This window comes from Saccharolobus solfataricus, from assembly GCF_900079115.1.
In the GTDB taxonomy this organism is placed as follows: Archaea; Thermoproteota; Thermoprotei_A; order Sulfolobales; family Sulfolobaceae; genus Saccharolobus; species Saccharolobus solfataricus.
This window is the reverse complement of record NZ_LT549890.1, coordinates 2,951,978-2,967,332: the sequence shown is the minus strand read 5'-3', so window position 1 is coordinate 2,967,332 and position 15,355 is coordinate 2,951,978. Positions and strand designations below refer to the sequence as shown.

The following is a 15,355-nucleotide window of genomic DNA, read 5'->3' as shown; positions in this document are numbered from 1 at the left end:
TTTTCACGTTCCAATATAGACCTTCCTTCCATCCTTTAGAACTAATAATAAGCATCTCTCTCCTTTCTTCACATTAAAGTACATTACCTTACCATCTATCGTGCTTCCAGCAAATATAACTCCACTATTTCTAGCGAATCTACATATCTCATCTGGGGGAACTACTTCTTCAACTTTTTCTATTTGATCTTTAGAGAACGAAATGGAAGTAGATAATGTAGGTATTTTTATCGTAACACCTTTTTCGTTAAACTCTACAGCCATAATGAAAACTCTCATTTTATGAATAAAAATGTTTTGAAACATGCAAAAATCAAGCGATTTTTTCACAAAATACGTCGCACTAAAGCTAGAATTAAGGACTGGACTATGTTTTCTCAGCTACGATAATGCTCCACTTGGTTTTTAATAAGCTGGCAACAATTTTTCCACTCCAAGTTTCATTTTCAGCCCTCTCTTTTAACTATATACCATTGTAAACCAGCTCTTGCATAGAACCTCAAAGCATTAGAAAATTTAAAGGAAAGTTAATTTAATTTACTCTCTCTTAAAGTAGAAATGTGAGCAAACTTAACCTTTACTCCCAAAAACGTCGTTGATTATAATTCATAAGTCAATATGACTGCTAAGAAAAGAGGATAAGGAACTATATGAGAACTGGACTACATGTGATAGAGCTTTAAAGAAAAGGGAAACAAAAATAATTATAAAAACAAATTAAAGATTAAAAACAAAAAATAATTACCTTTTAGCTGTTATTATCTTCGCCTTGTGGATGTATAATCAGTAGTGGTTCATTGTTGACGTTTAAATCTCCGCTAGGATGTTGGGATACCTGGTAAATTATTAATATTGAAACGTTGTAAGATCCGTTTACTAGACTAACATGTGCACTATCATTTTCTAGCGTAAGTATTATGGTATAATTGTTTATCTTTAATTCTACTGTGAAATTGCTAAAGATCTTTTGAAGTTTATCAGCATGCAGTAAGTCTATGGTATATGTTCCATTAGTCGAAATATTGATTGCTGCAGTAGCAGTTATATTACCCTTTTCTCCAGCAGTCAGATTACCTAAATTAATATATGCTGGTATCACTTGTGCTTGGCCCTTTTGTTGGCTTACCATAATATGGTATGATATGTACGCTAATGGTCCGTAACCAGCTACACCGGCAGTTGCTAACCCCGCTAGGAACGCTCCCACTAGGGTTAAGGCTAGTATGGATGTTTTCATTGATATATAGTAAGTGTTTGGTTCTTTTAAGGATCCCGTTTCGAGACATGTTCCACTTTAGGAGAAACAAGAAAAGATAGATTAATTATGAATAAATTGCAATATATGAAGTAATTTACCTAATAATCATACAAAGAAATTAAAAATTTCCTAATATTTGGAATGGAATTTGTATCTCGTTCTTTTAATTATATCATAATATTTCCATCAGTAAATAGTCCTTTATTTTATTCTTTCAACTATTTCATTTTGATTTTAAAACTCTTGGTTTACGCGTATACTATTCATTACAGCAATTTTGGTTAGAGCGAATTTTTCTCCCCATCTTCTGAGTTCATCAAATACTCTCTTCAGATCCTTACCCTTATCTGTTAATTCGTAAACTGCTACAATTGGATGGGAGTTTATAATCTTTCTCTCAACTATTCCATGATTTTCCAATTCTTTTAAGGTCTTTGATAGAGTTTTAGAGCTTAATGAGGTAAGCCTTTGAAGTTCGTTGAATCGTTTAGGTCCATCAAGTAAGTACCTTATTGTTAAAAGCTTTGGTTCGCTTCCAATTATAGCTATCGCGGAAACTATTGGGCATATTTCAGTAGGTTTTTTTGATTTAGAAACTCTCATTATTTACACTTAACGAAGTACGTCTTATATATTTTATCTATTACGACCTTCTTTTCCTTATTGTAAATATTGATGCAATCACTAACAAGATTATAACTATTCCAGAGATTAAAACGAGATTATTAGCTCCATAAGGTATTGGAGCTTGTTTAGTCTGTGTTATAGTTAGTAATGGATGATTAGAATATACGATATAATACGCTTTAGCTGGTTCAAAAGCTATAAGGTACAAGGTATTGTCGTGCATGAAATAGTCCGTTTCATTTACAAATAATATTGAACCATTAGGTAATTCTTTTAATATTAAAAATGTGCCATTGTATTTAAGGGTTATCGGAATTAGTGAAAATGATGAGTTAAGGGAAATAGCTATTTTTTCTGCTAAGAATACTGTGTTTTGAATTGTGATGTTTGAAACAGATATATTTTTTGGATATGAAATTTCGATGTCATAAACACTACCATTATTGAAAGCTAAGAATACGCTTGGGTTATTTTCAACACTAAATAATAATCCCTCTTGTCTATTAGAACTAATAAAATATGAAAACGTAATATTATCAGTGCTTTCCACACTATTATTCCCAATTCCCAACAATATTGTCCTATTATTGATTGTTGTGATAATTACGTATCTAGGTGTATAATATTCTGCATTTAGATCCCTCAAGATTAATAGGGTTGTATTATTTACCTCTACGAATCCTACAATTTTTCCGTTAATTCCGAAGAACTCAACTGCTGTAATATTATTAGATTTCCAAATAATTGAGGGTAGTAAGGTATTATTATAAAAGGATGACATTGAGATGTAGAAGGAACTAATGTTTTCAAACGATTTATATGGTGTAGGCAACTCGGTTGAAATTGATATATTACCATATGATCTTGGTATGAACATTGTATAGTTTAAACTAATTAGGAAAACGGAGATTTTTTGACTGCTGCCAATTGAAATATTTATACTATATATCGAAGAACCATTAAGGTATTGCAATTCCAAGGTTCCACTTCCGTTTACATAAGCGTAAGTCGAAATAAGTGCTGGTTTTGAAAGATACCCTGCCCATACTACTTCTTGCATATCTGAAGTATAAAGTATAGCCTTAACTAATTGCGGAATACCGCTATATATTTTTAATTTATCTCCATCCATCGTAACATTTACTATTGAGTTGTTATAGTACGTTAAACCCAAAGGTTTAAGTAGATATGTTGTTTCATTGTATTTAATTACCACTTGTGACGCGTTATTATAGATTATCTTATCTTCAACTCCACTTATCACGGTGTAATTTAGAGATTCCCCATTTTGTATTAGGTATGTCGAATATTGTTGAATAATGACTTGTTCTTTTTGTATATTAATATTACCAATAGTACTAATAGATAATGATATCAAGAGTAAGAATAAAATAATATACATTATAAATTTATTTTTCATCTCATCTTTTTCCGGACTATCCCATTTAAACTCATCTACTAAATTCGTATTAAAAAATATTTATAGTGTGGAATTAGATTGTTGTCAATATTTAATTCATTATAGTTTTAACAATTTACTTAGATAAGGTAACTCACCATATTGATAGATCAAGTGCCAAAAGATTTACTGCCTTGGCAGCATCTCTAATAGATATTACTCCGACTAATTCCCCGCTTTGTCCAACTACTGCTAGATGTCTAACGTTATTTTGATACATGATAATTAATGCCTCTGTAACATCCTTATTTGGAGGAATGGTTATCAAACCTCTTGTCATGATTGTAGAAACGGGAGAATCTAATGCTACTTCATCTGCTACTGCCCTTAAAATATCCCTTTCAGTAACTATCCCAATTGGCTTATTTGTCTCATCTACTATTATAAGAGAACCTAGATTTTCCCTTTTCATAATCTTAGTAGCATCTCTTATACTTGTTTCGGGCTTGACTGTAAGCGGGTTTCTGGTAATCAAATCGGCTACATACATAATATTATAGTAAGTGTATTAGACTATTTATTTTTTCTCTAAAAAAGGAAATATCATATAACATCATGCCAAGCGGGAACCCTAATTTCTTCTGCCCTATCCCATTTATCGTAAGGGGTTTGGGCTTCATAGGATTTCATGATATTTGATATCAATCCTCAGCCCTTGGGCTTCACCAAAGTCGCGGACGTTCATCCCTCTCCGCCCCATTAGCGGAATAACCCCAACCCACACCCGCGGAATATCACGGATGTGAGGAAAACCGCACATCTTGAGATAAATATTCAATGACGCGTTCAGTTGTCTATCCAACTTGAACCCACACCTCTCACACTCAAAGGTCTTACCAACCTTTCGGGATACAAACCCACATCTGGGGCAAGACCTCGAGGTGAGGTGTGGGTTCACTTCCTTAACGAAAGAACCGTAAAGCGGAGCCTTATACTTCAACACTCTGTGTATACTCCTCCAAACAGTCCTAGAAATCTTCCTCGAAAGAGAGCCATTAGCATCCTTAAACATACTCTCTTTGTTAAGCTTTTCCACAGCGAAAAACGTCATGGGGTACAAGTCCAACAAAGTGTTAACAAACTTGTGAACAAAATCTAGAACGCGATTCCTCTCCCTATGCGAATACTTCCTCATCAACTCTCTCCCCCTCTTCGTGTGCTTTGATGCAAATGATTGCACCTTAGCCCTCTTCACCTCCATGGAGTACTTAAGGGAGTACAACTGCTTTAGGGAGATTGTAACGAATTTCTCACCATCATAAGCATCTAGAGTATAAAGGTTGGAGTCAATAGCTAGAAAGTTCACTGGTGTTACCCACGGTAACTTGTAACGAAATGGTAGGTAAACCTTCTCCTCCTTAATTATAGGTTCGCCGAGTTCCAACTCCCTAACCCTTCTTGAGAACCATGACTTACTCCACGAGAAGGTGATGTACTCATAAGGTCTTACCGTTATTCTAACGCTTTCCCCCACAACCTTCCTCAGAGTCGTCTTTATCCTAACGTAAGCCTTCTTTAACGTAGGTTTTTCAATCGAAGCTCTCCCCTTTATGGCCCTTTTCCTCCACGACTTCAAGATCGAGAATGCGTCATTAATTGCCTTATCGACGTAGTGTGACGCGAGGTGGTTGATCTTCTCCAACTCTTCCCTAAGTGGTTTGTATACTTCCTTCTTCTTCGGTAGTGTTATCTTGTAACTACCGTTCTTTTTTCTTACTTGTATTTTCGTTAAATTCCACAGGTAGTCAATTGCTTTCTGTAGTAGTGTTCTGTATTCTTTAATTAACTCTTTGCTCTTCTCCCTCTCACTATTCTTGATGGAGTACGTGAAGTGCACGTATTCCTCTTCCGGTTCAAATTTTCTAATTCTTAAGTTCTTCAGCACATTTCTTCACCTTCTCGTATTCATGACTCCTCATACCATACAGTTTCCCGCTGAACGAGACTAGTACTGACATTAGGTCTTCAACTAGTTCTTCCTCTTTGTCCTCTTGGTTTAGTACTACTATTTCACAGTTGTGTGCTTTACAAGTCTCCTCCAGGATTTCGAAACCGAATCTGACTAGCCTATCTGGGTAAGCAACAACTACGCGTGATACTTCGTTGTTCAGTATCATTCTCAACAACTTCAAGAACCCCTTTCTCTTCATGTTTAACCCTGAACCTATGTCAGTAATTACGAGGTCGTATTCTTTGACTTGTTCCTCTAGATACTTCACTTGGTTTACTAGTTCGTCTTTTTGTGTGGAAGATGATACTCTAGCGTATAATATCACTTTTCTCTTTCTAATAATTCCCATTAGCCTCTCTACGTCCTCTTCTCTGAACCTCCATTTTCCGCTCTGTAGTATAACTGGTTTTATGTATCCTTTCTTAACGTATTCTCTAAGTGTTGCATAGGATATTCCTAGTCTTTGGCATGCTTCCTTAGGTCTTAGCATTGTATAAGAGTTTGTGGCAAAATAATATAAACTTTACGGTTTATCTGAAACTGCTGATAACGGCTTTATATCTAGAACTGGAGTGTTGTTAAACGCGTTTATACCTTTAGCTAGTACTATATTACCTTTAATTTCAATGAGTTCAGCTACAGATATACCTATGGGATTTGGTCTAAATTGTGATCTGGTTGCAAAAATCCCCACAGTAACTCCCTTTTTTTCTCTAAGTAGTCTTCCATCAAAGCTAGCTAAATGTAAATGGTATATAACTATAATGTGAGAGAACTCCTCTAATCCTTTTAAACCTTCTTCATACTCTTTATTTACATGGATTTCAATTATCGCATTTCTAGATGTCGAATTGTCGTTTCTCTTTATAAAACCTATATACTTAAAGCAAGCATTCATTAATATAGATTTGTGCTTGAAACTATTAACCTTACTAAGATTTATAGAGATGGGACTGTAGCATTGGATAATTTAACGTTTAGCGCAAATACTAGAGTAGTTACGCTTTTAGGTAGAAACGGAGCTGGTAAGACAACGCTCACTAGAATTCTTTCAACACAATTATTACCAACTAGCGGAATTGCCAGAGTTGAAGGATATGATGTAGTAAAGGACGCCAGGAAGGTTAGGAAAATAATAGCTTCAATACCTCAAGAGGCCAAATCAATAGGTATAGCTAGTCCCATGGAACATTTAATCATGTACTTAACAGCTAGAGGGCTATCGTTCAAAGAAGCTACTGAAATATCCAGAAGCGCTCTCAAAGAAGTTGGCCTATGGGAAGTAAGGGATAAACCGAGTGATGAGCTTTCAGGTGGAATGAAGAGGAAGATTTTTGTGGCTATGGCTTTAGCATCAAATGCCGAGTTGGTACTATTAGACGAACCTACCACAGGCTTAGATCCATATTCTAGGTTAGAAGTCTGGTCCGTGTTAAAGAGTATAAAGAGTAAGATTTTGTTAACTACACATTATATGGAAGAGGCTGAAGAGCTTTCAGATGAGGTAATCCTTTTGCATAAGGGTAAGCTCATAGCTAAAGGAAGCATAAAAGAGCTCTTGACTAAATTCGATAATAAGGTTAGAATAGAGGGTATTGGTGAATATAAGATAGGAAGACTGAGGATTAGTTATGTGGATAGGAATGAGGCATCAGATTACGTGGGGAAATATGTTATCAAACCAATTACACTAGAGGATTTATTCATAATTTATGGTGGTGAGAGTCTTGAAGAGTAGTTTTCTGCTAGCTTTTACAATATTTTACGGATTGTCCTCAATAAAGAGAGGCTTTGTATATATACTAACCTATCTTAGTATACCTTTAGCTGAATTATTCCTAATATATATTATCACGAGAGGAGATTTCGTTAAATTCGCTATTGTTGGAGGATTAATTAGCGTCATGGCAAATAATGGATTTTCCTTAATTGGTGATTTAGTATTTTTAAGACTTGAAAGTAGACTTCAAGATTTGTTAGTCGCAACCAGTATAGGGCCTTCTGACTACATAATTGGATTAATCCTTGCCAATCTACTATACTCCTCACCTGGACTCATATTGTATATTATACTTGCGATATTGTACCACGTCTTGACATTAAGCAACTTCATACCATTATTAATTGACATTACTCTACTCTTATTTGCGACATCCTCCATAGGCTTTTTCTTAGCTAGTTTAGTCCCTCATACCAGATATGGTTGGGGTCTTGCTGGTCTCTTATCTAGCATTTTAACTATAATACCACCGGTATTCTATCCTTACACATTAATACCTAAGTCCCTTTACATACCCCTGCTCATATTACCGACAACTGCTTCTGCAATATTCTCACAAGGGATTACAAATTTGGTTAGTACGAGTATAGAAATGTTACTCTTATCGTTTCTAGTTCTGTTATTCGAATCTATATTGTTCTTTTACCTCTCCGTTAGATTTAGTAGATGGAGAGAGAGATGAAAGTTCAGATGAATTAGAGTTGATTTCGTACTCTATAAATATATAACCACAATTTGGACATTTTTTCACAACCTTATTTTTAACATGCTCTACTAAAATTTCAACAACCTTACTACATTTAGGACAAGTTCTTCTAGCCATGGAATACTTCTTTATTCCTATATATCCTTAAAAGGTTTTTTGTACTTTGGATTAATGGTGCACGTGGTACTGCATAAAAATTAATTGGAGACTATTTCGAGTTCTAATTATGAATATTAGTAAACTTCTTCAGCTACCACTGACTGATGATAACGAGAGCGACGCCGCAGTTGTAGTATTAATAGCTAAAGGTCAGTACATCCTATTGATAAAGAGAGTAAGCAATCCAAAGGATCCATGGTCCGGTCAAATGGCTTTGCCAGGTGGTCATAGAGAAAATAACGAGACCGCTTTTCAAGCAGCTATTAGAGAGTGTGAGGAGGAAGTTGGAATCAGGCCAAATATAAGGTCTAGTTTAGGGGTATTTTCGCCTAATAATATTAAAATAAAAGTTAGGGCATATATTGCATTACTTGATGAACTGATAGAACCAAGGCCAAATCCGGTTGAGGTAGATAAGGTATTTTGGGTTCATGAGAGTGAACTTGTAAGGGGTGATAACGCGTTCTATTATAAACAATATAGAATTTGGGGGATGACATATAGGATACTTTCTAAATTGTTTGAAATAGCTGAACTTAAAATTTAAATTTTTATATATAATTACTGGTAATTGAATGATAAGAGCTGAGATTCCGAGATCGTTATATGAAACTTTTCAAGAGGCAATAAAAGATACTGTAATCAGCGACATGGGAGATGTTCTCTTGGTATCGTTAGACGATTCTCTTATTGAAATCAAGGGCTATATTAGTTCTGTAATTAGTAATACTACTTTCTATTATGGAGAGGTAAAACTATGTGAAATCTTCGATTTAAATGAAGTTCATGATTCCATTAATCAAGGTCTGTATAAGTTTAATGATTATAAGGAATCCGTAAAGTATTGCCTATTTTCGATTTCAAAGTTTGTCAAGGAGAGATCTATTGAGGTTACTTCAAATAGATTTCTTTACGTTAGATCTGAGATATTTTCTGTTGTAAATAAGATTATTGAAGAAAATTATCCAGTATTGGGTAGGAATAAAATTGAAGATCAAGTCCAATATTTGATAAAGAGTAATGATAAGACAGTAATATTAAGTGTGGTAGTCTCGTTAATGGAAAGTAAGAAAATTTACGCCTTTGCTAATGTTGAAGATGATAGTGACGCCGAGCAAGTAGCTATCCTTTTTTATGATAGGATATATTATATCGATAAGTTAAAATTTGATACTGTCGATAATATTGAAACTGGAATAAATAAAATAGTTGATTATATAATTAATTACGACGAGAGTAGAATGGAAGGAGCTGATGATTATTATCTGTTGCTAACGATAAATAGCGTAGGAACTCTCATGGAAAGGTTTACTATCATAAGGAATATTATAGATTCTATTAATGATATGGTATCTGATATTAATCTAAGGATAAATTTCGGCTACTTTAATGGGGATTTTGATCTAAAGTTGATTAAAGGTGAAGATATCGTTAGTATTGGGAAAGTTAAAGGTAGTAGGGTGTTTACGATAAATGGTTACGAAACGATAAACGACGCCTATAGCGCAATTAGAAGGTTAATAGAAATTGGGATTGAGAAAATGAGGAAAGAGTCTAATTACTCTTAATGCAAATCCTCTTTCCTTTTCTCTCGATAAGTAGATCGCAGTCATTATATGAAATCCAGCATTTAACCAAATCCCCTTCACTTGAGATAAAAGATGTAGACTCGTCTTCAGTATTCAACCAAATAGCATATCTTCCATCTAAGGTATCCATATGGGATTTGAATTCCATTATTCCTATTTTATCTAGAACTCTTCTAGCTAAAATAAGCTTATCAAGCCATGATTTTACATAATTTACCTTATCCTTGGCTTCCTTTAATCCAAAATATTTATAATAAAATAGTAATGGTGTGTATATGGCCTCTAAGACTGAACTATCGCCAATAAAATATATCTTTAGATTATGTTTCGTAAGAAATGAAGTTATTTCGTCTATCTTACCCATTATCTCATCGAAATTATCTATCTCATTGGCAAAACGATATTTTCCTAATTCTGAGATTACATCGTCTACTTGTTCGCATTTACTGTTTCGGCATTTAGATAGTAATAACTCATTATTCCTCGTATACTCAAACACATAATAAAGTTCTCCAGTATTGTTGCAGTAAATCAACTTATCTTTATCTATGCAGTAAATGTATATTGGCATTAATATTATACTCTTGATCAAAAACTATTTTTATAATTTGTCCCCTTTTCTATTAATGGATTGGGTTGATGAATTAGGCAAGATTGTCAAAGTATCTAACGGGAAAGATGAGGGTCCTGCAAGATGGAAAATTACAGCCATTCCACAAACTTACGCAGAGCTTAGGGATGTAATTAAGTTTGCTAACGAAAAAAAGCTGTCTATTTATCCCTTTTCATTCAATATGCACCATATAGGTCCCCCTGTTAGTATAGATATTGGCGTTAAATTAAGCCAATTTAATAATGTTGTTGAGATTTCAGATGATGACCTTTACGTTACATCGCAAGTCGGAGTAAGAGTTTCTGACTTATTTGAAATAATAAAGGCTAAGGGTCTATTTCTTCCAGCATATTACGATGGATCCTTAGGAGGGTTATTGGCAACTAATTTACCTACGCCTTTTTCCTCATTTTACGGTTATCCTAAGAACTTAATATTAATGGCTAAGGTAATTACTGGAGACGGTATTATAGCCAAGGGAGGCGGGAAGACCCTTAAATTCTCCTCCGGTTATAAAATACATAAAATCTTATCTGGTATGTTAGGCTGGTTGGGTATTTATCTAGAAGCAACGTTAAAAATATATCCTTTTCCAGAAGTAATCGTAACATTTCAGACAGATAAGGTTAACTTAACTAGCAAATATAGACCAATTTCTATAATATATGAAACTGATGAGAAAGGAGATAAGACTTACGTTACGTTTATTGGATTTAGAAGAGCCATAGAGAAGATAGGGGAAGAGATTGGAGCAAAAGGGGAAGATGGCTTCTATAGTATAGATTACACTAGTGATGAAAAGGTTATTTCAATCCATACTGTGAGGGGAAAGGAGGTTGATGTGATTAGGAAGGCTAAGAGTATCATGAGGGTTAAAAGGGGAATAGGAATAGTTGGTACTGGTTATTGTAGATTGGAAGTGGCTTCATTCGATAATCTTGAGGTATTAAGGCGAGAAATTGATGAGCAAGTAGTTGTTGAAAGAGGATATTATAATGGGGATTACTGGGGAATAAGGGATAAAGAAACATTACAAATGTTAAAGGAGGCTTTTGATCCCAATAATATTCTTCAACCTGGGTTGATACTTTAATATGGAAGTTTATATATGATAAAGATAAAATATAAAAGGTAATTTATAAACTATTTTGAAGACGTTAACCATGTGATTAGCAAATTAGCTGAAATAGTGGGCGAGGAGTGGGTAATTTCTGGAGATGAAGCTAAACTATATTCCTACCCGGCATTTATACCATTAAAAATAGAACCTCCAGTTGTCGTTTTACCCGGAAGTGAGGAGGAGGTAATTTCTTTAGTAAATTTTCTGAATGAGAATAATATAAAGTATATAGTAAGGGGTTCTGGGACAAGTTTAAGTGGGGCAACCACACCAACACAAGGTGAAGTAGTAATTTCGTTAACAAGGCTAAACAGAATTTATTCACTGGATAATTTTGAAATTACGGTAGGACCAGGATTAGCAAACTTTTTAATTAATAAAACATTAGGTAATTCTAACCTTTTCTACGCCCCAGATCCTTCAAGTTATGTGGTATCATCTATAGGCGGTAATATAAGTCACGACTCAGGTGGGATGCATACTCCAAAATATGGCACTACGTTCGACAGTATAATTAGGTTAAAGGTTCTTTTAAGTAATGGACATGTTGAGGAGATTGGTAGTAGTAATTTCTTTGATCCTACATCAATATTTGTAGGCGCAGAGGGTACTTTAGGAGTTATCTTAAGGGCGACGCTAAGGTTATTCCCGAAACCTGAAGTTAGTAAGACTATTCTAGCCTCATTTAATTCTATTGACGATGCTGGGAAAGCAGTTGTAAGCGTATATAAAGCTGGAGTAACACCAGCAGCAATGGAATTTCTAGATAAGAATTCCATAATTGCCATAGAGAACACTCAATATAAAGCAAATTATCCTATGGCTGAAGCTATTCTCCTAATAGAACTTGACGGGTATAGTGTTAATGTGGAAGAGGAGGAGGTCAGAGTAGTGAGTGCGATAAGGAATAATAATGGTGAAGTGTTTATCCCTAAAGATGAGGAAGAGAAAAATAGATGGTGGTGGGGTAGAAAGGGAGCTTTTCCATCATTTGCCTATTACTCTCCGGCTTATTTAACATTAGACGCTAATGTTCCCAGATCGACCTTACCTACAATGTTAAGATTTACGTATGAAATTAGTAAGAAATATGGATTGCCCGTTGCTAACAGTTTCCACGCTGGAGATGGTACCCTACATCCGCTAATAGGTTTTGATCCTAAGAACGCTGATGAAACAATTAAAGCAATTAAAGCAGCTGAAGAGATTACAAAATTAGCTATAAAAGTAGGCGGAGTACCTAGTGGAGAACACGGCATTGGTATAGAGAAGATAAAGTTTATGAAGCTTTACTACTCAGAAGACGACTTGACCCTAATGCGAAGACTAAAGGCGACATTTGATCCCAAGAGGCTTCTAAATCCGTGTAAGTTGATTCCTCCAGCTAAAAATGAAATATGCAACACGGTAAATAGGATACATACTTACTTATTAGAGGGAGATATATGATCTCGTCCTTAAAATTAACTGAAATGTGTACCCACTGTGGATTTTGTCTAGAAACTTGCCCAACGTACGTTGTAACTAGAAATGAAGTGCACTCACCGAGGGGTAGAATAGAGGCAGTGAGGATTGGAATAAATAGTACCGGATTCGAGACGTGCATGTATTGTAGATTGTGCGAAACTGCTTGCCCAGCGGGTGTGAAATACGCCCAAATCATTACGCCGGTTAGGAAGAGTTCTCTAAAGAAAACCGTAATGGAAAAAATGTTGGAGAATCCAAAGTTATTAGCCAAATCGTTAAAGTTATTAAGCAAGGCGAATAGTTATCCAGAAGTACAGAGGTTTGTGAAATTCGTTAAACCTAATGAAGTCTCAGAACCATTGGAAACTGATGGAGAAGGGGACATAATACTATTCCCTGGTTGTATAGAATCAGTTATCTTTAGGAAAACTGTTGAGAAGGCTTACAAATATTTAGGTAAAAAATACAAGGTAAAGATTATTAATGGTTGTTGTGGGCTAGCTCACATAAGCAACGGAAATTATGAAGGGGCTAAAAAGTTAGCAATTAGACTTGCTGAAAAAGTGAAGGGTAAAAAAGTTATAACGCTGCAGTCTAATTGTGCAGCATTTATGAAGGAGTATAAGGAATGGTTTGGTATAGAAATTAACGCATATGATTTTGCTGAATTTCTAATAAAGGAAGGCATTGAACTACCTAAGGTTAACGATACATTTACTGTTCACTATCCTTGTCATGCCTATAGACAAAAGCTAGTTTCACATATTCGTAATGTTGCTGAGAAAATGGGAATTAAAATAAGGGAGATGGAGGATCCACATTTCGAGTGTGGTGCTGGTGGTGATTATTGGTTATCTCATCCTAAGCTATCTGATATGGTAATGAACGTTAAGAGGGGTAAGATAGCCAAAAGCGAAGCTAAAAAGGTTATTGTAACTAATAGTGTCTGTGCATTAGCCATAAGGTCAATGGGTTATGACGTATACCATATTGCTGATTTATTGGATACCTAGTAAATTCCACTTCTCGTTAGAATATTTTTCTTTGTAAAGTTTATTAGATAATTTTATCTCCTTCGGAGTCAGACTTCCCATAAATACGTCTATTTCATTTAACGCCTTACTGAAACCTTTTATCATTGCGTCAAAAATTTGATCTATTTCAACTTCCATAAATTCAAATAAGCCTACTATCCTACTTTTTAAGAACTCCTCAGTAACTCCTGGTGCTCTAATCACCTTTAACCAAATTTCTGGTTCAAATCTAAGTAGCAATGTACCATGCTGTAATAACGCTTTATCATCCCTTACTTGGGCTGATCCAGATATTTTTCTCCCAGCAACTATCACATCGCTTGATCCACTTCTCAAATAACATAAGTCGTGTTTTTTCATATCCCCCAAACCTCTAATGTCAACGTTTTCACCTAAGATTTGAAGAGTGTATAATATACCCTTAGCGATCTCTACGGCAGACTCATCAACACTTAATTTAGCTATTGTATTGCTAGCTGACAATACCACACTATATGTAATTTCGTTATCTTCTGGATGTAGTAATGCCCCACCTCCAGTTGGCCTTCTCACTAATTTAAACCCTAACTCCTTAATGTTATCTAAGTACGCAGCATTAGCGTTTTGTCCCCTACCTAAACTTACACCTGATGGAGACCACATGTATAGTCTTAACGTATCATAATTAACACTATTTCTAGTCAGCATTATTGCCTCATCAATTGCCATATTATAATAAGGATCTCTAGGACCATCAACTATGATTCTTAGCATTTTCAATCGCCCTAAAATAGGCCTCTTTCGCCTTATAAGAGGTTCTAGCTAATGGTAAGGAGATCACAGCTGAGAAACCCATTGAGTAGGCTATTTCCTCAAGTTCCTTAAACTCTTCTAAAGTATAACGCTTCTTAACCTCCAATTGTTTACGACTAGGTCTCATATATTGTGAAAGTACCAATATACTAACTCCTACACTTCTCAAATCTCTCATCGTTTCTACTATCTCATCCCAAGTCTCACCGAGACCTAAGAGGATTGAGGATTTTTTTATCACGTTTTCAGCATATTTTAAAACATTGAGACTTTGCTCATATGAGGCTCTAGGGTCCCTTACTATTGGCGTTAGTCTTCTTACGGTCTCAACGTTATGTGCAAATACGTCAACTCCAGCATCAATTACTTTTTTAACTGCGTCAATATTCCCCCTAAAGTCTGGAGTTAACACTTCAACTATTATACCCGGGTTAAGTTCTTTTACTGTTTTCACCACGTTAGCGAAATGTTGTGCTCCCCCATCGGATAGGTCGTCTCTATCAACACTGGTTATTACAACGTAGTCCAGTTCCATCTCCTTTACCGCTTCTGCAACTCTTTTAGGTTCTTCATCGTCCAATGGTGAGGGCTTTCCCTTTAACACATAACAAAACCTACAACCTCTAGTACAAATGCTCCCCATGATCATAAATGTTGCAGTTCCAGATCCCCAGCATTCCATAATGTTTGGGCATAGCGCCTCTTCACACACAGTAGCAATACTTTTCTTCTTTACAATCTCTGCTACTCTTTTGAAGTTTTCATTCTCGTAAACTGCAATTTGAACTTTTTTCTCCATT

General features: G+C 35.3%; 18 protein-coding genes. 7 read left to right on the top strand and 11 right to left on the bottom strand.

Annotated elements, in window-relative coordinates; translation table 11 throughout:
• Window positions 1-3: 3 nt before the first annotated feature.
• From SSOP1_RS15665 to tsaA, 8 genes are all read right to left on the bottom strand, one after another.
• Entirely contained in the window at window positions 4-306 is a 303-nt protein-coding gene (locus SSOP1_RS15665; protein ID WP_009991714.1) for a hypothetical protein, read from the bottom strand.
• Between the two features lie 442 nt (window positions 307-748).
• Window positions 749-1,237: a hypothetical protein gene (locus SSOP1_RS15660; protein WP_009991716.1), complete on the bottom strand. Its 489-nt coding sequence runs from the start codon at window positions 1,235-1,237 to the stop codon at window positions 749-751.
• Between the two features lie 255 nt (window positions 1,238-1,492).
• Window positions 1,493-1,861, bottom strand: coding sequence for a winged helix-turn-helix transcriptional regulator (locus SSOP1_RS15655; protein ID WP_009991717.1), 369 nt, complete (start codon window positions 1,859-1,861; stop codon window positions 1,493-1,495).
• Window positions 1,862-1,901: 40 nt separating this feature from the next.
• On the bottom strand, window positions 1,902-3,305 hold the full coding sequence (locus SSOP1_RS15650; RefSeq protein WP_009991718.1) for a hypothetical protein: 1,404 nt from the start codon (window positions 3,303-3,305) through the stop codon (window positions 1,902-1,904).
• 133 nt (window positions 3,306-3,438) lie between these two features.
• Entirely contained in the window at window positions 3,439-3,834 is a 396-nt protein-coding gene (locus SSOP1_RS15645) for a CBS domain-containing protein (protein WP_063492892.1), read from the bottom strand.
• 126 nt (window positions 3,835-3,960) lie between these two features.
• Entirely contained in the window at window positions 3,961-5,229 is a 1,269-nt protein-coding gene (locus SSOP1_RS15640; RefSeq protein WP_010924155.1) for an RNA-guided endonuclease InsQ/TnpB family protein, read from the bottom strand.
• Window positions 5,207-5,785, bottom strand: coding sequence for an IS607 family transposase (locus SSOP1_RS15635; protein ID WP_010924154.1), 579 nt, complete (start codon window positions 5,783-5,785; stop codon window positions 5,207-5,209). The genes SSOP1_RS15640 and SSOP1_RS15635 overlap by 23 nt, the downstream gene beginning before the upstream one ends.
• Before the next feature lie 33 nt (window positions 5,786-5,818).
• Window positions 5,819-6,193 carry a tRNA (N6-threonylcarbamoyladenosine(37)-N6)-methyltransferase TrmO gene (gene tsaA / locus SSOP1_RS15630; RefSeq protein WP_009989980.1) on the bottom strand — a complete coding sequence of 125 codons (375 nt, stop codon included), beginning with the start codon at window positions 6,191-6,193 and terminating at the stop codon, window positions 5,819-5,821.
• 12 nt (window positions 6,194-6,205) lie between these two features.
• Here tsaA and SSOP1_RS15625 point away from each other — a divergent pair, with 12 nt between their 5' ends.
• The 4 genes from SSOP1_RS15625 (at window position 6,206) to SSOP1_RS15610 (ending at window position 9,508) form a co-directional block, all read left to right on the top strand.
• Window positions 6,206-7,033 carry an ABC transporter ATP-binding protein gene (locus SSOP1_RS15625; protein ID WP_009989979.1) on the top strand — a complete coding sequence of 276 codons (828 nt, stop codon included), beginning with the start codon at window positions 6,206-6,208 and terminating at the stop codon, window positions 7,031-7,033.
• Window positions 7,014-7,757 (top strand): ABC transporter permease, encoded by a 744-nt coding sequence (locus SSOP1_RS15620; RefSeq protein ID WP_029552531.1) that lies wholly within the window; start codon window positions 7,014-7,016, stop codon window positions 7,755-7,757. Before SSOP1_RS15625 ends, SSOP1_RS15620 begins: the two co-directional genes overlap by 20 nt.
• 250 nt (window positions 7,758-8,007) lie before the next feature.
• On the top strand, window positions 8,008-8,487 hold the full coding sequence (locus SSOP1_RS15615) for an NUDIX hydrolase (RefSeq protein WP_009989977.1): 480 nt from the start codon (window positions 8,008-8,010) through the stop codon (window positions 8,485-8,487).
• Between the two features lie 28 nt (window positions 8,488-8,515).
• The gene (locus SSOP1_RS15610; RefSeq protein WP_009989976.1) at window positions 8,516-9,508 is read left to right on the top strand and encodes a hypothetical protein; all 993 of its coding nucleotides are present in this window, start codon (window positions 8,516-8,518) and stop codon (window positions 9,506-9,508) included.
• Here the strand turns inward: SSOP1_RS15610 and SSOP1_RS17995 are convergent.
• Complete coding sequence (locus SSOP1_RS17995; RefSeq protein WP_009989975.1) at window positions 9,495-9,677, bottom strand: hypothetical protein; 183 nt, start codon at window positions 9,675-9,677, stop codon at window positions 9,495-9,497. The genes SSOP1_RS15610 and SSOP1_RS17995 overlap by 14 nt on opposite strands.
• A 478-nt stretch (window positions 9,678-10,155) precedes the next feature.
• Between SSOP1_RS17995 and SSOP1_RS15595 the strand changes: the two genes are divergently transcribed.
• From SSOP1_RS15595 to SSOP1_RS15585, 3 genes are all read left to right on the top strand, one after another.
• Window positions 10,156-11,235, top strand: coding sequence for an FAD-binding oxidoreductase (locus SSOP1_RS15595; protein WP_014511466.1), 1,080 nt, complete (start codon window positions 10,156-10,158; stop codon window positions 11,233-11,235).
• A gap of 72 nt (window positions 11,236-11,307) precedes the next feature.
• Window positions 11,308-12,711, top strand: coding sequence for an FAD-binding oxidoreductase (locus tag SSOP1_RS15590; protein ID WP_009989971.1), 1,404 nt, complete (start codon window positions 11,308-11,310; stop codon window positions 12,709-12,711).
• Entirely contained in the window at window positions 12,708-13,742 is a 1,035-nt protein-coding gene (locus SSOP1_RS15585; RefSeq protein ID WP_009989970.1) for a (Fe-S)-binding protein, read from the top strand. The genes SSOP1_RS15590 and SSOP1_RS15585 overlap by 4 nt, the downstream gene beginning before the upstream one ends.
• Here the strand turns inward: SSOP1_RS15585 and SSOP1_RS15580 are convergent.
• Both SSOP1_RS15580 and lipA read right to left on the bottom strand, forming a co-directional pair.
• The gene (locus SSOP1_RS15580; RefSeq protein WP_009989969.1) at window positions 13,728-14,516 is read right to left on the bottom strand and encodes a lipoate--protein ligase family protein; all 789 of its coding nucleotides are present in this window, start codon (window positions 14,514-14,516) and stop codon (window positions 13,728-13,730) included. The genes SSOP1_RS15585 and SSOP1_RS15580 overlap by 15 nt on opposite strands.
• The gene (gene lipA / locus SSOP1_RS15575; RefSeq protein ID WP_009989967.1) at window positions 14,497-15,354 is read right to left on the bottom strand and encodes a lipoyl synthase; all 858 of its coding nucleotides are present in this window, start codon (window positions 15,352-15,354) and stop codon (window positions 14,497-14,499) included. Before lipA ends, SSOP1_RS15580 begins: the two co-directional genes overlap by 20 nt.
• Window position 15,355: the final 1 nt, after the last annotated feature.